Below are 19,287 nucleotides of genomic sequence, written 5' to 3'. Positions count from 1 at the left end.
TAGCGAATTCCAGTAATTATTTCTTTGGTTTTTCTCGTATAAAAATTTTATTTGGGGTTTGAAAATCGATTTCTAATTGTTTTACCTCTGCAATACTTTTGAGGATCGTAGTGATGTTTTCGTCTTTAAATTTTCCGGAGATCCGGAGTTGTTGTAATTTCGGATTGTCAAAAAGAATGGTAACATTAAATTTATTTCTCAAAATTTCGGCAGTTTCACCAAGGCTTGTATTTTGGAGTATCACAATGTTTTTTGTCCAAGCCAAGAAGTCTTCACGAGAATCGTTTGAAAGCTGCGGCAATTGTAATTTTGTAAAGCGTAGTTGTTGATTTTTGGTTAAGAAAACGTTTTGACTCGGATTCTCTTTTGAATTCACTTCCACTTTACCCGAAAGAACACTGATGGTGCTGGGGTAATTTGCATGCGCTTTGATGGTAAAAGAAGTTCCTAAAACTTTGATTTTGAATTGTGGGGTCTCTACCGTAAAAGGACTTTTTGGATTTCGTACCACTTTAAAATAGGCCTCTCCTTTGAGGATTAGCGCTCGGTTGTCTTTGAAGTCAGTCGAGTACGTAACACTGCTATTGGCATTTAAAATTAACTCGCTCCCATCGGGTAAAAAAAGTGTTTTTATTTCTCCTTTAGCAGCAGATTGGGTTATGAGATTTTTATTTGTTGATTGGTTTATCAAAAAAGTAATCCCAAGTAAAACAAGTGCAATTGCTGCGATTTTAGCCGTTTTAAAATACAAAGCCCGAAGTTTCCCTTTTGGCTTATTTATTTTAGTATTTACTTTATGCAGTATTGCATTCCCTTTTTCTTCGGTTAACGAAAGGATAATGGTATTTTGTTCTTTCTCTATTTGTTTTAAGAAGAAGTTTTCCACTGCTTCTTTTTCGGATAAGGAACATTTACTTTGGGCATATTTTTGAGCTAATGCGATGAAGTCTTCTTTTTGCAAAATGGGTCTTTTTACTATAAGTACCCGCTTGTATACTTTTTACGTAGTAGAAAATTTAGTCTTAAAGATTTGTTAACAAAAGTGTAGGCAGATTAACATTGCAGCAACATTCCGGTAATGAAAACCGAGAATTGATAGGGGTCGATCTTCATTTTAAGCAATTTTAAAGCATCACTGATATGCTTTTCTACGGTGCGGACTGAGAGACCTAATTTTTGGGCTATTTCAATATTGGTGTAATGCTCCAATCGGCTAAGGATTAATACTTCCTGACTTCTGGGGGGCAATTTTTTAATTTCTCTAAAAATTCCAGCTTCAAATTCTTGGTATACTAAGTGCTTGTCCGTTTTCGTAGGATGCGGAATGTTTTGAAGTATTTCAAGGTGTCCAGAATCAAATTTTAAATCCCGAATGTGGTTGGCTACTTTGTATTTGACGGCTCGGAGTAAATAGCCTTCTAAATTGTCAATGGTGGTGTTAGTGGATTTTTCCCAGAGACTGATAAATATTTCCTGTACAATATCTTCGCAAATGGCTTCTTCTTTATAGATTTTAAAAGCAAAGCAATACAATCTTTTCCAATAACGGTCAAACAAGACTTCAAAGGCAAGCTGATCTTGGCACTGTAGTTTTTTTTGCAGTTCTGTATCCGATAATAGTAATAGTGATGTTTTCATTCTTTTGTAGTTGCTACAAATGAAGTCAATTTTAGGTGGTTGGAATTCGAAATGAGTTTAAGCTATGGTTAACGAATGTCGATGATTTGTGCCGATTAGGTAAGTGAAAAAAGTGTAGTTGTTCGTTAGGTACGATTTCTCTCATGTCTGCAACACTGCATGTTTTTAGACTGGCGGACCGTCGAAGAGTCAGCATAAATTCTAAGGAACACACAAAGAGTATGATTGGGTTATGTGCAAAATCATGTACATAATCTCTTGAGCTTAGAATCGGTAGGATTGTATTGGTGTCAAACGGAGGGAGGGAATCAATTACTATTTTTAATAAAAATAAGCCTCACTTAAGTTTTTAGAATTTAACTGTAAATGAGGCTTGACTCAAGCAAGTTATTAAAACAAAAAAAGAAAAAACCTTTGAAGTTTTTTCTTTTTTTGTTTTAATAATTGCACTTTTATTTTATGTAAAAACTTTATAATTTTTTCAAGAATAGTCCTAATTTAAAATCTTATGAGTGTCAGATTTTTTCAGGACTAGGCATAATCTAAAAATGGTATTTAGATAGCATTTACAATTGCTACAAAATCATCTGCTTTTAAAGCTGCACCACCAATAAGACCACCGTCTACATCTGGTTTTGAGAATATTTCCTTTGCATTTTCAGGTTTTACGCTTCCGCCGTAAAGTATCGATACGCTTTCAGCAATTTCACTTCCAAAAGCTTTACGAACTGTTTCTCTGATGAATGCATGCATTTCTTGCACTTGTTCCGGAGAAGCTGTTTCTCCTGTTCCTATTGCCCAAACGGGCTCATAGGCCAAAACTACACTATCCCAATCTTTTGATTCAATATGGAATAAACCATCTCGCAATTGGTTTTCTACCACATTAAAATGATTTTTTGATTGACGGTCTTTTAACTCTTCTCCGAAGCAAAAAATAACCATCATATCATGTTCCAAAGCAGTGTTTACCTTATTAGCAATCAAAACATCCGTTTCATGAAAAATTGCTCTGCGTTCTGAGTGCCCCAGAATTACAATATCTACACCAACACTTTTTAACATATCAGCTGAAATTTCGCCTGTAAAAGCACCGCTTTCTGTTTGATGTACGTTTTGTGCAGCAACATCGATATTTGTGAACTCTAAATGATCAACAGCTGAAGCCAAGTTTACAAATGTAGGAGCTACAATTACTTGTGCTATTGTATCAGTTGGAATTTTTGCTATTAATTCATTCAGTAAATCTTCAGTTTGCTCTGCATTTTTATGCATTTTCCAGTTTCCGGCAACGATCTTCTTCCTCATCTTAGTTGTATTATATTAGTTTTGGTTATAGTTTATCAATATTGCGATTGATCAGTGCAGTGTATTATTTTAAATTTTTAAGAGTCTCGTTGATTTTATCAAAATCAGTTTCTATGGCACGGTATAAAACAATCTTTCCATTTTTGTCTACAACAATGTATCTGGGAATCCAATCAAGATCAACAGCTTTTGCAAATACACCTTTCATTTGGTCATTTGCCATGAAATGATCTCCTTTCAGTTCGTGTTTTTCAATTCCAGCTTTCCATTTATCGGCAGTTTTGTCCATTGAAATAAATAGGTAACCAACATCCGGATTGTTAGCTTGTAATTCTTTTAGTTTAGGCATTGCTTTTACACAATCGCCACACCAGGAAGCCCACACTTCTATTACCAATGTTTTCCCTTTGTGTTTTTCCAAAATATCCTTAAAAGCAACTTGACTTCCATCAGTGGCTAAAAGGGTTTCAGATAAAGCTTCTTTGGAGAATTCAGTTTTTTGCGAATTTGAAGTGCAAGAGAGTGTCACAAACGCAATTAGTAATGTTATTATTCTTTTCATTATAGTATTGTTTTTAACAAAGTTAAACAAACAAATTGAATACATAATATACAACAAGGAATTATGGAAGTATTTTTAGTAAATGTCAAAGCAATATCGATATAGTTTAAAATACTTGCTTGATATGATACAAGGTTGTCTGAAAAATAGTTGTTATTCTTCCATGTATAAAGTCGTAAAGTTTTCTACGCTGACTTTACGACTCTATATTTTTATATTTTATTTTAGAATTTTAAATCGGCAATATCGTTGTGATGTACCTTTTGTAGGATTGTTCCTTTTTCAAGTAATACAATGCTTGGATTGGCTCTTTCAATTGTTTTGACCGTTATCGCATCACAAAAATAAAAGTCAAATGTTAATCCGAATTGTTTTTGTGCAGAAGCTATTTCTTCTGGTGAAGAAGCAGTCATTGCAACCACTTTATAACCTTTTGCTGTAGCATCCTGATTCAGTTTTTCTAATTTTAACATTCCACTGTAGTCGGATTTATCCAAATCGTAAGCCGTAATCAACATCAATTTAGGTTCATCTAAAAACTCCTCTTTATAATCTGAACCGTCCTTTTCCATTGTAAAATCATGAATGGGAGGAACGTAACCTTCTGTGATAACTTTGTCTTTTCGATCTACAAATACGGCACCTTCAGGAATAGACATCAAATCTTTTTCGGTAAATTCTTTATCAACACCACCAACTTTGTAAATAAAGACCATTTCTACAACTGATTTTTGTGCTCCATCAGGAATTCGCATTCCTTTTTGAATATTGTTTCCTACTTTATAAGGTCTGAAATCAATAAACGGTAAATGGTTTAAAACCCAAACTCCCATCAGTGAAGATAAAACGATACTGGCGTAAATGACTATGTTTTGGACGTTATTGCTAAACAGCGGTTTCATCATTTTTTTATTTAAAAATAATATCAAAATAAAGAAAAGTAAAATGATATCCTTACTGAAGGATTGCCAAGGCGTGAGTTTTAAAGCGTCTCCAAAACAACCACAATCTTTTACCACATTAAAATACGCGGAATAAAAAGTTAAGAAAGTAAATAGGACAATCAGGATCAATAAACTCCAAACAGTGAATTTGGTTTTGTAACCAATGAGCAACATAATACCTAAAACCACTTCTAGAATAACCAAAAACAAAGCGATTCCTAATGCAAATGGAACAAAAAATGGCACATTGAAAACGGGTTCGCTGAAATACTCCGCTAATTTATAGGAGAACCCAATAGGGTCATTCAGCTTGATTAATCCAGAGACGATGAATAAGATTCCAACGAAAATTCTAGAAAATTGTGTAATTATATTTTTCATATTTAGGGTTGCTTTTAATATTTATTTCCAAAATCCATTAAAATCAAGGCAAAAACCGAATAGTTTATCATATCCTGATAATTAGCATCGATTCCTTCAGAAACTAATGTTTTTCCTTTATTATCTTCAATTTGTTTAACACGAAGTAGTTTTTGTAAAATCAAATCCGTTAGTGAACTAACTCGCATGTCACGCCAGGCCTCCCCATAATCATGATTTTTATCTAGCATTAAATCTTTGGTCATTTTAACTTTGGCATCGTATAATGCGGTCGCTTTTTCGACACTTAAATCGGGTTGCTCTACAACGCCTAATTCCAATTGAATCAATGCCATAATAGAATAATTGATAATCCCAATGAATTCACCCGTTTCATCTTCAGCAATTTTGCGTACTTCGTTTTCTTGCAAGCTTCTAATTCTTTGGGCTTTAATGTAGATTTGATCCGTTAATGAAGGCAGTCTTAAAATTCGCCAAGCACATCCGTAATCTTTCATTTTGTTGATAAACAGCGCACGACAAGTCGCTATCACAGTATCATATTCCTTTGAAGTATTCTTCATTATTGGTGTATATTTGTATTCAAATTTTTTCAAAAATAAGATAATTTTTTTGAATGTAGAATTTTGGAGTCTTTAAAACTGTAAACAAATGATCATTAACTGCAAAGGAATACTTATTGACTTATCAACTCCCAAAGTAATGGGGATTTTGAATGTGACGCCCAACTCTTTTTTTGATGGTGGAAAGTATAAAAATGAAACCGAAATTGTTTCTCAAGTCGAAAAAATGCTACTTGATGGTGCGGATTTTATAGATATTGGCGCTTATTCCAGCAAACCAAACGCAGAATTTGTCTTGGAAAAAGAAGAAATTTCGAGAATAATTCCTGTTGTAGATTTGATTTTGAAACATTTACCAGAAACAATACTCTCGATTGACACCTTTAGAAGTGGAGTGGCAACAGCTTCGATTGAAAGTGGCGCAGCTATCATCAACGATATTGCAGCAGGAAATTTGGATGATAAAATGCTGGCGGTAATTGGTAAATATAATGTTCCTTACATTATGATGCACATGCGAGGAACGCCTCAAACTATGCAAACCCTCACGAATTATGATGATATTGTACAAGAAATGCTGTTCTATTTTTCGGAACGAATAGCTAAAGCAAGAAGTTTTGGAATCAATGATTTAATTATCGATCCGGGCTTTGGCTTTGCCAAAACAATAGCTCAAAATTACGAAGTTTTCCAAAAAATGGAATTGTTTAACATGTTGGAACTGCCCATTTTGATTGGGGTTTCCAGAAAATCAATGATTTATAAAACGCTTGAAACTACAATAGAAAATGCATTAAACGGAACTACGGTTTTAAATACGTTGGCACTGTCCAAAGGAGCAAAAATAATTCGTGTTCACAATGTAAAAGAAGCCGTGGAATGCGTTACATTATTCAATAAAATTAATTTATAAAAATGAAATATTTTACGCTGATTGTTCTTTTTACTTTAGTTTCTTGTGGAAACAAAGAAGCTGTTTTATTGCCAAAAGCCAATACAACAATTGTCAAAAATGTAGGTGATCTTTCGCCAATCTATATTTTTTTTAGAATCAAAAACAAAGATACACTGGCAGAAGTAAATCGGAAAAACAGTATTATTTCTACCAATTGGATTCTAAATATTGACAAACGCTTGCCGTTGCGAATTGCCATTCCAGAAATCATGAAGTTGCAACAAAAAAAACGACAGGAAAAAGCACATAAGAATGAAAAGGCCGAAAATTATTATTCTTACGCTGATACAATAGGAAAAAATTTGGCTTTTATTCCTTTTACAAAAATCTACTACAGAATCGAAAAACCGAAATCTGCAATGATTATTTTTTTTACTAAAAATAATCAAATTCTAGTCAATAATATAGCCGTAAAAAGAGAAGAACTGCAACAGTATCTCAATGCACTGTCAAGTGACGAACCTTATAAATACCTGTTTTGTTTTGCAAAAGACATGTCTTTTGGAAGCTATTTGCAAAATGAAATTTTGATACAAAGTCTAAAGCTCCAAACTTCGGAATTAGGTGCGGACAATCAGGAGTTTATTTACTAACAAAATAAATTGTTTAATAAGTTCCTCCTCCAGAGGTAGTCTCTTTAATAAGTTGTCCTCTTATTTCTCCAGCTTTATATGTGTCACTGTGTATGTTTACATAATAAAGCCCAGCTCTAAGGTCGTCTTCCTGTAATTGGGTCAAAACAGAACTTGTGTAGTTGGTTATTGGAAAAGTAAAACTTGAAGTGGGTGAAGGAAAAACTGGAGATCCACTTACTCCTACAGCACCTTTATGGATATGTGCCATTGTAGGATTTACAACATCGTGTGTTACCGTAAGTTTAAATATTTTTGTAGTATTATCGAATACAAGTGTCGCCTTTCCTGTTGCCGTTGTAGGAGTTCCAGGAGCAGGGACTTCACTTGAGCCATTTAAGTCTGCTTTAAAAGTTATCAAGTTTGTATTCGGATTTGGATTTGGATTATCGTAGCTATCACTGCAAGATGCTACGCTTAATATAAAAAACGGAATTGCTAAAAATTTAAATAAATGTTTCATAATAAATTTTTTTAAAGATTAAAAAAAATAATTTTCACCAGAGTTAGAAAGTTTTTCGATTAGTAAAGGTGTATATTATTTCCTGACGTAAGAAATTGATTTACAAGTCAATAAAGTTATCGTTTTATTTTTAAAATTCAAAAGATTTTGATTGTAAATTATTGGTTTTATTTGATGTGATTTTACTATAATGACAGAAGAAACCATTACATTTAATTTGGCTTTTAAACTGGTACTTTTTGAATGCTGAAAAATAATTTGGAGTTCATTTATTGAATGAAATTCTGTGACCGAACACTACTTTATTGGTGATGGTAGGGTTCGTTTTTCAAAATGGTGAATCCACGGTACAATTGTTCGATAAAAAATAATCGTACCATTTGATGGGAGAAAGTCATTACAGATAACGATATTTTTCCTTGAGCTTTGGCATAAACGGTATCCGAAAAACCATACGGACCGCCAATAACGAAAACCAGAGTTTTTACTCCAGAGTTCATTTTTTTTTGTAATTCTTCTGAAAAAGCTACGCTGGAAAAGTTTTTTCCGTTTTCGTCCAACAGAATAAGTTGGTCTGTCGGCGTAATTTTTGCCAAAATCAAATCGCCTTCTTTCTCTTTTTGCTGACTTTCGGACAAGTTTTTTACGTTCTTGATATCAGGAATAATATCTAAATCAAACTTGATATAAAAAGACAACCGCTTAGTATAATCGTCTATTAAAGATTGTAAGGCTTTGTTATCGGTTTTACCGATAGCAATTAATTTGATGTTCATCTTTGTTAATTTTCGGAGGCGTAAATATAGAAAATTGACAGTTTTAAAGCATATTCTTTTTGATGGAAATTAATATTCTGGCTTTAAAATTGTAAGTAAAAAGGTAGGGTGATATTTATTTTGCTTCAATGCTATCAATTAGAAATCGAAATGTTTCTTCTTTTTTATTGCCTATTAGGAAAGTGATTTCTTCTAAATTAGAACCGTCATAATTAGGCAGATTTAATTTTTGTCCTCTGAAAGCAGGATATAATTCCGTGATTGGAATTTCAATCGTTTGCCAATCTGTGGTAGTTGGAAAAGGAAATATATACGAATGGGAATCCATGCGGTGTGTCTTAACTCTAAATTGGTATTTTTTACCGTCTCCTTTTAGCCGAATGGAAAAATGTGTAACACTTTTTAAAATTAATGGCTCAAAAACATGTTTTACAGCGCAAAATCCGCCATTATTTTCTAGCGAAATGTTACCTTCAAAAGTCCCGTTTCCATTTGTATTCAGGTAGAATTTACTTGCGGATACACCGCCCATCACAGCATCATTTATAATTTTCCAATTGGCAAGGTCGCTTTTTAAATTAAAATCAAAAATTTTTATGGGATGCATTGTTGTTCGGTTTATGAATTATTTTTTTCTACAAAGTTCTGTTTTACTTTATAAAATGGCATCGATTCAAAAAACTAAAACTGGCATAAACTTTTTTGAATTTACGCCAGTTTTTATTTTGAGAAATCATTTTTTATTATGATTTAGGCAATGGTGCACCTACAGCAATATCACATCGGTGATTTGTTTGACCATGTGGTGGGTTCATTCCTTGTGCCGTTGCCGTTGGCGTTGATGTTGTGGTGACAGCAGCTGCAGGAACGGGTTGACTTTGTTGCTGAACTATTGGTTTGGCTGTCGTCGCGGCTGGCGGAGAATTCAGTGGAGCTCCTACAGGAATATCACAACGATGTGATGGCTGGCCGTGAGCTGGATTCATTCCAGCAGCTATAGGACCAGAAGTTGCTGTGGCATTATTAGGATTTACCGTGTTGGTTGCTTGCTGAACTTGAGTTGTCGCCGCCGCTTCACTCTTCATTTGTTTACCTACTTCAGTAAAAGGTACTACATTTGTTGGCACTGCGTTATTTCGTGGTTGAACTTCTTTTTTGCAAGAAGTCAATAGTATCGAGGATACAAAAAGAAGGCTTAAAAAAGTTTTCATAATCAGTTTTTTAGTTACTCGTTCAAATATAAGATTTTAAATAATACAGCACATCATATAAAAATTGATTTTATTAAATCAATTAGACAGAATACAGGATGACAATGCTAGATAGCAATAGTATTCTTATCGGAATCAAGATATAGTACGGTGTTGAAAGACATAGGGTTACCTCTTTTTTTCAAAGAACAAAGCGTACATATTTTCAAATCCACAAAATAAATCTTACTTTAGCATTCCATAAATTTCCTATAAAATGATTAGCGATATACAGTTTAAAAACGAGTTAGAGATACTGATACAAAATGCCATTCGGGAAGATGTAGGTTCTGGCGATTATAGCTCCATGGCTTGTATTCCAGCTACAGCAAATGGAAACGCGAAGTTGCTTGTAAAAGAGGACGGAATTATTGCAGGTGTGGCTTTCGCCAAAATGGTTTTTGAGTATGTAGACGCTAATTTGCAAATAGAAACTTTTATCGAGGATGGTACTCCGGTAAAAAAAGGAGATATTGTTTTTCACGTTTCGGGAAGTTCACAATCTATTTTGAAAGCGGAACGTGTGGTGTTGAATTCAATGCAAAGAATGTCAGCCATTGCAACTAAAACTAAAGAATACGTTCGTTTATTGGCTGGGACCAAAACTAAAATTCTCGATACGCGTAAAACTACACCAGGATTCAGAGCTTGTGAGAAATGGGCAGTAAAAATTGGCGGAGGTGAAAACCATCGTTTTGCTTTGTATGACATGATTATGCTCAAAGATAATCACCATGATTTTGCAGGTGGAATCACTTTGGCTATAGCCAAAACCAAAGCTTTTTTAAAAGAAAATAATCTGGATTTAAAAATTATTGTTGAAGCCAGAAATTTAGATGAAATCAAAGAAATATTGAAAAGTGACGGCATTTTTAGAATTTTAATTGATAATTTTAATTATAACGATACTGAAAAAGCGGTAGCTTTGATTGGGGATAAATGCCAAACGGAATCCTCTGGAAATATCAATGAAAACACTCTTCGCCATTATGCAGAATGTGGTGTGGATTATATTTCATCAGGAGCCTTGACACATTCTATTTATAACATGGATCTGAGCTTAAAAGCGATATGAGTAAATCAATAGAAATTAAATTACAAAGAATTCCAATCCTACGGAATCTGGTTAATGTGTTAAAAAAGATAAAGCTTCCTTGGTTACAAGGACTTTCGTTATATGATTTGTTGGAATTATACGGGTTAGGAATTGTCGAAAGCGCATTAACATATCATGCCAGTGCGATTGCATTTAGTTTTTTCATGGCATTATTCCCTTTTGCATTGTTTATTTTGAACCTTATTCCATACATTCCTATTACAGGTTTTCAGGATGATTTTTTATTGTTTGTTAAGGAAGGAGTGCCACCTAATACGTATGATGCTATTTATAAAATCATTACTGATATACTTAATAATAGTCATTCAGGATTAGTGTCTTATGGGTTTTTATTGTCGATTTTATTGATGGCAAACGGTTTGAATGGAATCCTTGGTGGATTTGAATCTTCCCGTCATGTTCTCATAAAAAGAGGGTTTATCAGGCAATATATCGTTGCTTTGGGAATGTCCTTATTGTTGTCCTTTTTGTTAATTGTGACCGTGGCAACAATAGTAGTTTTCGAAGTTTTTATTCAAAAAACAATACTAAGTGATCAAATTGCGTTAATTATATTGGGAAGATACGCATTTGTAATTTTAATGATTTTAGGAATAACGTCCATACTTTTCAAGTTTGGAACAAAACACGACAAAAATAGAGCATTTATATCAATAGGATCTGTATTTACGACCATATTGATTCTTTTGGATTCGTATGTTTTTGGGATATGGGTGGTAAAGTTTTCTAAATACAATGAATTATATGGGTCGATAGGAACATTATTAATTTTGATGTTTTATATTTGGATTAACTGCATGATATTGTTGTTGGGTTTCGAATTGAATGCCACAGTAAACAAATTAAAAGCAAAAAAAATATAATTATTTACAACAAAATAGTTTCAAATTAGGAGCTGTTTCCTGTTATTCGTTGTAATTTGGCATTGCGAGGAACAAAACAATCTTACGATTTGATTGTTTCGTTACGTGCAATGTTAGTATTCACAGGGCTGAAAAAAAAACAACAATGAAAAAAAGCATAACAGTACTCGCATTATTCTTTTCAATGGTTTTCTATGGTCAAAATCATTCCGTTATCGGGAAATGGAAGACTATTGACGATCAGTCCGGCAAAGCCAAAGCAATCGTAGAAATCTACGAGCGTTCCGGAAAAATTTATGGAAAAATCATCGATATATTTGATGCTGAAAAGAAAAAGAACTTGTGTGTAAATTGTCCCGGCGACGAAAAAAACAAACCTGTCCTGGGTCTTGTTATTATTAAAGGCCTTACAAAAGATGGTAATGAATATAATTCAGGAAAAATTCTTGACCCAACCTCAGGAAAATTATACAAATGCTTTTTGGCTCTTGAGGGAAATGACAAATTAAAAGTGCGCGGATATATCGGTGTACCATTATTTGGAAGAACCCAAACTTGGATTCGAGTAAAATAATTATAAATTGTGAGTTATGAGTTCAAAGAAAAGAACAGCATAACTCAAGACTCATACTAAAATAAATGCATTTCGTCGAAGTAATTTTACCACTTTCTCTAGCCAAAACCTTTACCTATAGCGTCTCTGAAGCGGAGTACCATTACCTAAAAATAGGAATGCGTCTGGCGGTTCCTTTTGGTAAAAGTAAAATTTACACGGCATTAGTAATTGAAATTCATCAAAACAAACCCAATTTATACGAAGCCAAGGAGATTCATCAAATTCTGGATGAAAAACCTATTGTAACTGAAATCCAAATTGCACATTGGCAATGGATTGCTTCCTATTATATGTGCGCTATTGGTGATGTCTATCGCGGTGCCATGCCAAGTGCACTTTTGCTGGAAAGCGAAACCGTAATTTCTCAAAAAACCGATTTAGCTGTAGATACAGGCCTGCTTTCGGATGATGAGTTTTTGGTTTACGAAGCTTTGCAACAACAAAGTTCTCTAAAAGTGCAGGACATTATGGCTATTTTAAACAAGAAGAATATCTTTCCTGTTATTCAAAAATTGATAGATAGAAATATAGTAGTACTTCAAGAAGAAATACAGGAAACGTATAAACCTAAGTTAGTTCGTTATGTTCGTTTGCATGCTAAATATGAATCAAACGAAGGATTGAGCGCGTTATTAGAAACACTAAAAAGTGCCCATAAGCAGAAAGAAATCGTATTGAATTATTTTCAATTAAGCGCTGTGGAAAAGACCCGAGGCGAAGCCGAACGGAGCGGAGCTAAACCTATTGCTGTTAAAAAATTGATTGAAGCAGCGAATTCTTCTTCGGCAATTATAAAGGCATTAATTGAAAAAGAGATATTTGAAGATTATTTTCTTGAAGAAGACCGAGTGAATTTTACCGGAAAAATACGAGAAGATCAATTGCAGTTGAGTTTAGCCCAGCAAAAAGCTTTTGAAGAAATCAAAACGAGTTTCACTCAAAAAGAAGTATGTTTATTACATGGCGTAACTTCGAGCGGAAAAACAGAAATCTATATTAAACTCATCGAGGAATATCTGGAAACGGGAAAACAAATCTTGTATTTATTGCCGGAAATAGCTTTGACTACTCAATTGGTTGGTAGATTGCGAACTTATTTTGGTAATAAAGTAGCTGTTTTTCATTCGAAATATAATAATAATGAGCGCATCGAAGTTTGGAATCAAGTTCTAATAAATTCTGAAAAAGCACAAGTGGTGATCGGAGCGAGGTCATCTTTATTTTTACCATTTTATAATCTGGGATTTATAATTGTCGATGAAGAGCACGAATCAACTTTTAAACAAGTAGATCCGGCGCCGCGTTATCATGCTCGCGATTCGGCCATAGTTTTGGCTCATTCGCATAAAGCAAAAGTACTTTTGGGTTCGGCTACGCCAAGTATTGAAACGTATTTCAATGCGAAATCAGATAAATTTGGTTTAGTCGAAATTTCGGAACGATTTGGAAATGTTATGATGCCTCGTATTGAATTGGTCGATTTGAAAGACAAATACTTTCGAAAAAAAATGACGGGACATTTTAGTGATGTTTTAATTGAAGAAATCAATATTGCTTTATCACTAGGTGAACAAGTAATTTTATTTCAAAACAGACGCGGATATTCTCCAGTGATAGAATGCATCACTTGCGGTCACGTACCACAATGCCAGCAGTGCGATGTGAGTTTGACGTATCATAAACATAAAAATCAGTTGCGTTGTCATTATTGTGGATACACAACGGCGAAACCTACACATTGTCATTCTTGTTCTAGTGTTGATTTGACTACTAAAGGCTTTGGAACCGAACAAATAGAACAAGAGTTGGTCGCTATTTTTCCCCATGCAAAAATTGGAAGAATGGATCAGGATACCACCAGAGGAAAATTTGGATTCGAAAAAATTATTGATAGCTTCAAGAATAGAGAAATGGATATTTTAGTAGGAACGCAGATGCTGGCCAAGGGATTGGATTTTGATAATGTGAGTTTGGTAGGAATCATGAATGCAGATAATATGTTGTATCATCCTGATTTTAGGGCTTTCGAGAGAAGTTTCCAAATGATGACTCAAGTTGCGGGAAGGGCAGGACGTTCAGAGAAACAAGGAAAAGTAGTGATCCAGACATATAATCCCAGTCATAATACAATACAGCAAGTTACTAACAATGATTATTTGGGCATGTACAAGGAACAGTTGTATGACCGTCAAATATATAAATATCCGCCGTATTTCAGGATTATAAAACTTACTTTAAAACAGCGTGATTTTGATAAATTAAAAGAAGGTTCGATGTGGTTGTATCAAGTGATGAGTCAGAACCTGAATATGCCGGTACTTGGACCTGAAGAGCCTGCTATCAGCAGAATAAGAAACGAATATATACGTACAATCATAATTAAAATCCCTCAGAATACATCAATTGTAAATACAAAAAAAATTATCCAGAAAATGTTGAATAGTTTTGAAGCTGTGGCGCAATACAGAGCAATAAAAGTTACGGCAAATGTTGATTTTTATTAAAATTCTGTTGTCTAGGAAAAGGCTAATGCTTTTACTAAATCTTCTTTTTTATGTCGGCTCAAAGGAATTTTTGTAACGCCAATTTCAGCAAACTTACTATTAAAACGTTCTACTTTGTCAATGTTGATAATATAGGATTTATGTACTCGTACAAATTTCTCTTTTGACAGATCATTTTCAAAAGATTTCATGGTAGAAAGTACAAGATTGCTGTCTTCTTCCGTAACTACTCTAACATAATCACCAAAAGCTTCAATCCATTTTATTTTTGAAGTAAATATTTTTAATTTTTTTAAGTTGCTTTTAATGAAAATATGTTCTCCTTCTTCTTCCTTGTTTTCTTTTTTAAGTTGGTATAAATCAATCGCTCTTTTAACTGAAGCGTTAAATCTGTCTATCGCAATTGGTTTTTGAAGGTAATCCGTAGCATCATAATCAAATGCTTTCATAGCATACTCCGCTTTAGACGTTATGAAAACAATTTGCGGTTTTATTTTTAAACCATCCAAAAAATCAAAGCCACTAATTACGGGCATCTCGATATCTAAAAAGATAAGATCTACATTGTGTATTGACATGCAGCTTCTAGCTTCAATTGCATTAGAAAAATTACCAATTAAATGTAAATTTTGATGATTATTAACTAGCTTTGCAATAATCATTCTCTGGATAGAACTATCATCTACTACAACACAGTTTAGTTTCATGATTTTAAATTTTAGATTTGGTAGAGTAAATATATTACTTTTTTTATTAAAAAAAACTAAGTAAGCCGAGTTTTTTTTACCATACGTCGAATTAAAAGAAATAAGACTTGTTTAATTAAAATAATTAATTACTTTTGCAGCCAAAATAACAAATAAATATATATTTATGAATCATTATGAAACTGTTTTCATTTTAAATCCCGTTTTATCTGAAGTTCAGGTAAAGGAAACAGTAAGCAAATTTGAAGATTTTCTTACTAGTAGAGGAGCAGAAATGGTGTCGAAAGAAGACTGGGGCCTTAAAAAAATGGCTTACGAAATTCAAAACAAAAAAAGTGGTTTTTACCATTTATTCGAATTCAAAGTAGCTGGAGAAGTTCTTATTGCTTTTGAGACTGAATTTAGACGTGACGAAAGAATAATGCGTTTCTTGACGGTAAGTCTTGATAAACACGCTATTTCTTGGGCTGAAAGAAGAAGAACTAAATTAAAATCTACAAAAGCTTAATTATCATGGCAACATTACAACAATCGGCTTCAGGAAAAAAAGACGGAGATATCAGATATCTTACGCCTTTGAACATAGAAACAAACAAACAAAAAAAATATTGTCGTTTCAAAAAATCAGGTATCAAATATATCGACTATAAAGATGCTGATTTCTTATTGAAATTCGTTAATGAGCAAGGAAAAATACTTCCTCGTCGTTTAACAGGAACTTCATTGAAATACCAAAGAAAAGTGTCAGTTGCAGTAAAAAGAGCGCGTCACTTAGCTTTAATGCCATATGTGGCGGATTTACTAAAATAAAAATTAAACTCAGTTGTTGGTTTTCTGAAACATGAAACCTAACTTCTATAACAAAGGACAACAACATGGAACTTATACTTAGACAAGACGTACAAAATTTAGGCTTTAAAGATGACGTTGTAACGGTAAAAAATGGTTACGGTCGTAACTTTTTGATCCCTCAAGGTCACGCGCATTTAGCAACTTCTTCTGCAAAGAAAGTGTTAGCTGAAAACCTAAAACAAAGAGCACACAAAGAAGCTAAAGTTGTAGCAGATGCTAAAGCATTGGCTGAAGCTTTGAAAGCTATTGAAATTAAAATCTTTGCAAAAGCAGGTGGTGAAAAATTATTCGGTTCAATCACGAATATTGATATCGCTGGAGCTTTGGCTAAAGGTGGACAACAAATCGAAAGAAAATTCATCACAAGCGGAATCGTTAAACGTACTGGTAAATATACTGCTAGTGTTCGTTTACACAGAGATGTTGTCGTTGAATTAGATTACGAAATTGTTGCTGAAAAAGCATAAATTTTTTAAATTTATACAGTTAAATCCCGATGGAAGTCGGGATTTTTTTTGTTTAATCTGAACTCGTTTCAGATTATTTACTCTAAATTATAACATATTAGGCACTTTTTATGTGCTGAAATAAATTCAGTATAAATGAAATACTCAAGATTAACAAAAGAACAATTTGAGGAATTGAATCAGGAATTCAGTACTTTTTTAGCAACTCAAGCAATTGATAAGGCCGAGTGGGATAAAATAAAAGCTACTACACCAGAAGTTGCTGAACAAGAATTAGATGTTTTTTCTGATTTAATTTGGGAAGGCGTTCTTTCAAAAGCAACCTATTTAGAGCATTTTTCTAAAAATCATATTTTTCTTTTTCACTGTTTTGATACCGATGTACAATCGATTGTTTTAAAATCATTGGTTCCCGAAGTTGATTTTTTAACCAAAGAAGGACTGCAATGGCTTAGCGATAATATGTTTACGGATACTATCGAAATGAAAGTAGGAAAAAAAGAGTTTACAGAAGACCGTAACACCTCTATTTTTGAATTAATACAGCAAGGTTCGTTTTTGAGCGATGGTCTTTTATACCAACAAATAAATACGATTATAGCATCGTAATTGTATTGCTATTTATTTTTAATTGGTTATTTTAGTACACTTTTTTAAAACTAAAATAGCCAATTTTTATTTTCTATGGATATTCAAAATACGATTCAAAAATTAAGGGATGAATTAAATCAACACAATTATAACTATTATGTGTTGGATACACCCATAATTTCCGATTTTGATTTTGATTTACAATTAAAACAACTTCAGGAATTAGAAAATAAATATCCAGAATACTTTGATGATAATTCACCTTCTCAACGTGTAGGCGGTACGATTTCCAAAAACTTTCAAACAGTGACTCATGAGCATCGAATGTATTCTTTGGATAATTCCTATTCTAAGGAGGAATTGATCGATTGGGAGAAACGTGTTCAAAAAGTTTTAGGCGATGTTCCTTTAGCTTACACTTGCGAACTAAAATATGATGGCGCCTCAATTAGCATTACTTATGAAAATGGAAAACTAAAACGTGCTGTTACTCGTGGAGATGGTTTTCAAGGCGACGATGTGACTAATAATATCAAAACCATAAAATCCATTCCGTTACAATTAAAAGGAAATTTCCCTTCTACATTTGATGTACGTGGTGAGATTGTTTTACCTTTTGCCGGTTTCGAAAAAATGAATCAGGATTTAATTGAAATTGGCGAACTACCGTATTCAAATCCTAGAAATACAGCTTCAGGAAGCTTAAAATTACAAGATAGCGGTGAAGTTGCAAAAAGGCCTTTGGATTGTCTGTTGTATTTTTTAATTGGAAATAATCTTCCTTTCAAATCTCAATTTGAAGGATTAGAAACGGCAAGAAATTGGGGGTTTAAAGTGCCAAAAGAAGCAAAATTAGCCAATAATTTAGCGGAGGTTTTCGACTTTATTGATTATTGGGACATTCATAGACATACCCTACCGTATGAAACAGACGGTGTTGTGGTAAAAGTAAATTCGTTTTACTATCAGGATGAATTAGGATTTACTGCGAAATCACCTCGTTGGGCAATTGCCTATAAGTTCAAGTCAGAACAAGTTTCGACAAAATTAAATTACATTTCGTATCAAGTAGGACGGACAGGATCTATAACTCCTGTGGCCAACTTAGCGCCGGTACAGTTAGCAGGAACCATTGTAAAACGTGCTTCTTTACATAACGCTGATCAAATGGAGAAACTAGATATTCGTGTCAGTGATACTGTTTTTGTGGAAAAAGGAGGGGAGATAATTCCTAAAATTATTGCCGTTGATTTTACAAAGCGCTCTGAAAAGTCGGAGCCTACAAAATACATTACACATTGCCCGGAATGCAATACAGAATTGGTCAGAAGTGAAGGGGAAGCAAATCATTATTGCCCTAATTTTTACGGTTGTCCGCCGCAGATTATAGGAAGAATTCAGCATTATATTTCTCGAAAAGCAATGGATATTGAAGGTCTGGGAGGCGAAACAGTGACCTTGCTTTTCAATAACGGATTAGTGCATAACTATGCCGATTTATATGAATTAACTGTAAGTCAAATTCTTCCTTTGGAACGAATGGCTCAAAAATCTGCTGAGAATTTAGTGAAAGGTGTAGAGAATTCAAAAAGTGTTCCTTTTGAGCGCGTTTTGTTTGCGCTTGGAATCCGATTTGTAGGTGAAACGGTCGCTAAGAAATTAGCGAAACATTATAAAAATATAGATGCATTGAGCAAGGCCACATTAACTGATTTGATTTTAGTGGACGAAATTGGTGAACGAATTGCACAGAGTGTAATTGACTTTTTCGAAAATCAAGAAAATAAAATTATAATTAAAAAGCTCGCGGGTTTTGGCGTTCAATTTGAAAGTATCGAAAAATTAAATCCAAATGCCACAGAGAAACTTTCCGGAAAAACCTTTGTTGTTTCAGGGGTCTTTGAGAAATTTTCCAGGGATGATCTAAAAAAGGCAATCGAAGATAACGGGGGGAAAGTAGGGAGTTCTATTTCTGCCAAAACAGATTATGTTGTTGCCGGAGATAATATGGGCCCCGCTAAACTGGACAAAGCTACAAAGCTAAACATACCTATAATCACTGAGGATGATTTTATAAATCTATTCAATATCAATTAAA

The 19,287-nt window shown here is 33.7% G+C and carries 22 protein-coding genes; 11 read left to right on the top strand and 11 right to left on the bottom strand.

Annotated features, from left to right (window positions below):
• Window positions 1–16: 16 nt before the first annotated feature.
• From ACNQGJ_RS14695 to ACNQGJ_RS14670, 6 genes are all read right to left on the bottom strand, one after another.
• Window positions 17–961: a FecR family protein gene (locus ACNQGJ_RS14695; RefSeq protein WP_417974160.1), complete on the bottom strand. Its 945-nt coding sequence runs from the start codon at window positions 959–961 to the stop codon at window positions 17–19.
• Between the two features lie 92 nt (window positions 962–1,053).
• Entirely contained in the window at window positions 1,054–1,638 is a 585-nt protein-coding gene (locus ACNQGJ_RS14690) for an RNA polymerase sigma factor (RefSeq protein WP_417974162.1), read from the bottom strand.
• 555 nt (window positions 1,639–2,193) lie between these two features.
• The gene (gene tpiA / locus ACNQGJ_RS14685) at window positions 2,194–2,946 is read right to left on the bottom strand and encodes a triose-phosphate isomerase (RefSeq protein ID WP_417974164.1); all 753 of its coding nucleotides are present in this window, start codon (window positions 2,944–2,946) and stop codon (window positions 2,194–2,196) included.
• A 64-nt stretch (window positions 2,947–3,010) separates the two neighbouring features.
• On the bottom strand, window positions 3,011–3,508 hold the full coding sequence (locus tag ACNQGJ_RS14680; RefSeq protein ID WP_417974166.1) for a TlpA family protein disulfide reductase: 498 nt from the start codon (window positions 3,506–3,508) through the stop codon (window positions 3,011–3,013).
• A 224-nt stretch (window positions 3,509–3,732) separates the two neighbouring features.
• The gene (locus ACNQGJ_RS14675) at window positions 3,733–4,833 is read right to left on the bottom strand and encodes a BT_3928 family protein (protein ID WP_417974168.1); all 1,101 of its coding nucleotides are present in this window, start codon (window positions 4,831–4,833) and stop codon (window positions 3,733–3,735) included.
• A 14-nt stretch (window positions 4,834–4,847) separates the two neighbouring features.
• The gene (locus tag ACNQGJ_RS14670) at window positions 4,848–5,396 is read right to left on the bottom strand and encodes a DUF1599 domain-containing protein (protein WP_417974170.1); all 549 of its coding nucleotides are present in this window, start codon (window positions 5,394–5,396) and stop codon (window positions 4,848–4,850) included.
• A gap of 88 nt (window positions 5,397–5,484) precedes the next feature.
• On the opposite strand from ACNQGJ_RS14670, the gene folP reads away from it, so the two are divergent.
• On the top strand, window positions 5,485–6,309 hold the full coding sequence (gene folP, locus ACNQGJ_RS14665) for a dihydropteroate synthase (RefSeq protein WP_417974172.1): 825 nt from the start codon (window positions 5,485–5,487) through the stop codon (window positions 6,307–6,309).
• 2 nt (window positions 6,310–6,311) lie between these two features.
• Window positions 6,312–6,944: a hypothetical protein gene (locus ACNQGJ_RS14660; RefSeq protein WP_417974174.1), complete on the top strand. Its 633-nt coding sequence runs from the start codon at window positions 6,312–6,314 to the stop codon at window positions 6,942–6,944.
• A gap of 13 nt (window positions 6,945–6,957) precedes the next feature.
• Here ACNQGJ_RS14660 and ACNQGJ_RS14655 read toward each other — a convergent pair whose 3' ends face one another.
• The 4 genes from ACNQGJ_RS14655 to ACNQGJ_RS14640 form a co-directional block, all read right to left on the bottom strand.
• Window positions 6,958–7,446 carry a CHRD domain-containing protein gene (locus ACNQGJ_RS14655; protein WP_417974176.1) on the bottom strand — a complete coding sequence of 163 codons (489 nt, stop codon included), beginning with the start codon at window positions 7,444–7,446 and terminating at the stop codon, window positions 6,958–6,960.
• Between the two features lie 302 nt (window positions 7,447–7,748).
• Complete coding sequence (rlmH, locus tag ACNQGJ_RS14650; protein WP_417974178.1) at window positions 7,749–8,222, bottom strand: 23S rRNA (pseudouridine(1915)-N(3))-methyltransferase RlmH; 474 nt, start codon at window positions 8,220–8,222, stop codon at window positions 7,749–7,751.
• Between the two features lie 115 nt (window positions 8,223–8,337).
• Window positions 8,338–8,829 (bottom strand): CIA30 family protein, encoded by a 492-nt coding sequence (locus ACNQGJ_RS14645; protein WP_417974180.1) that lies wholly within the window; start codon window positions 8,827–8,829, stop codon window positions 8,338–8,340.
• A gap of 136 nt (window positions 8,830–8,965) precedes the next feature.
• Entirely contained in the window at window positions 8,966–9,433 is a 468-nt protein-coding gene (locus ACNQGJ_RS14640; protein ID WP_417974182.1) for a hypothetical protein, read from the bottom strand.
• 256 nt (window positions 9,434–9,689) lie between these two features.
• Here ACNQGJ_RS14640 and nadC point away from each other — a divergent pair, with 256 nt between their 5' ends.
• The 4 genes from nadC (at window position 9,690) to priA (ending at window position 14,572) form a co-directional block, all read left to right on the top strand.
• Window positions 9,690–10,547, top strand: coding sequence for a carboxylating nicotinate-nucleotide diphosphorylase (nadC, locus tag ACNQGJ_RS14635; protein ID WP_417974184.1), 858 nt, complete (start codon window positions 9,690–9,692; stop codon window positions 10,545–10,547).
• A complete protein-coding gene (locus tag ACNQGJ_RS14630) occupies window positions 10,544–11,452 on the top strand; it encodes a YihY/virulence factor BrkB family protein (protein WP_417974186.1) in 909 nt (302 codons plus the stop codon). Before nadC ends, ACNQGJ_RS14630 begins: the two co-directional genes overlap by 4 nt.
• Before the next feature lie 145 nt (window positions 11,453–11,597).
• Window positions 11,598–12,026, top strand: a complete 429-nt coding sequence (locus tag ACNQGJ_RS14625) for a DUF2147 domain-containing protein (protein WP_417974188.1) — start codon at window positions 11,598–11,600, stop codon at window positions 12,024–12,026.
• A 65-nt stretch (window positions 12,027–12,091) separates the two neighbouring features.
• Window positions 12,092–14,572, top strand: a complete 2,481-nt coding sequence (gene priA, locus ACNQGJ_RS14620; RefSeq protein ID WP_417974190.1) for a replication restart helicase PriA — start codon at window positions 12,092–12,094, stop codon at window positions 14,570–14,572.
• A gap of 11 nt (window positions 14,573–14,583) precedes the next feature.
• On the opposite strand, the gene ACNQGJ_RS14615 is transcribed toward priA, so the two are convergent.
• Window positions 14,584–15,279, bottom strand: coding sequence for a LytR/AlgR family response regulator transcription factor (locus ACNQGJ_RS14615; RefSeq protein WP_417974192.1), 696 nt, complete (start codon window positions 15,277–15,279; stop codon window positions 14,584–14,586).
• 166 nt (window positions 15,280–15,445) lie between these two features.
• Here ACNQGJ_RS14615 and rpsF point away from each other — a divergent pair, with 166 nt between their 5' ends.
• From rpsF to ligA, 5 genes are all read left to right on the top strand, one after another.
• Window positions 15,446–15,787 (top strand): 30S ribosomal protein S6, encoded by a 342-nt coding sequence (gene rpsF, locus ACNQGJ_RS14610; RefSeq protein WP_248903299.1) that lies wholly within the window; start codon window positions 15,446–15,448, stop codon window positions 15,785–15,787.
• A gap of 5 nt (window positions 15,788–15,792) precedes the next feature.
• Window positions 15,793–16,089, top strand: coding sequence for a 30S ribosomal protein S18 (gene rpsR / locus ACNQGJ_RS14605; RefSeq protein WP_066077030.1), 297 nt, complete (start codon window positions 15,793–15,795; stop codon window positions 16,087–16,089).
• 65 nt (window positions 16,090–16,154) lie between these two features.
• Window positions 16,155–16,598 (top strand): 50S ribosomal protein L9, encoded by a 444-nt coding sequence (gene rplI, locus ACNQGJ_RS14600; protein WP_417974194.1) that lies wholly within the window; start codon window positions 16,155–16,157, stop codon window positions 16,596–16,598.
• 135 nt (window positions 16,599–16,733) lie between these two features.
• Window positions 16,734–17,207, top strand: a complete 474-nt coding sequence (locus ACNQGJ_RS14595) for a DUF6495 family protein (protein ID WP_417974196.1) — start codon at window positions 16,734–16,736, stop codon at window positions 17,205–17,207.
• 75 nt (window positions 17,208–17,282) lie between these two features.
• A complete protein-coding gene (gene ligA / locus ACNQGJ_RS14590) occupies window positions 17,283–19,286 on the top strand; it encodes an NAD-dependent DNA ligase LigA (protein ID WP_417974198.1) in 2,004 nt (667 codons plus the stop codon).
• Window position 19,287 lies beyond the last annotated feature (1 nt).

The organism is Flavobacterium cryophilum (genome assembly GCF_048286555.1).
Taxonomy (GTDB): domain Bacteria; phylum Bacteroidota; class Bacteroidia; order Flavobacteriales; family Flavobacteriaceae; genus Flavobacterium.
Note: the sequence above shows the minus strand (reverse complement) of the source record. Positions and strands in the feature narration are given on the sequence as shown.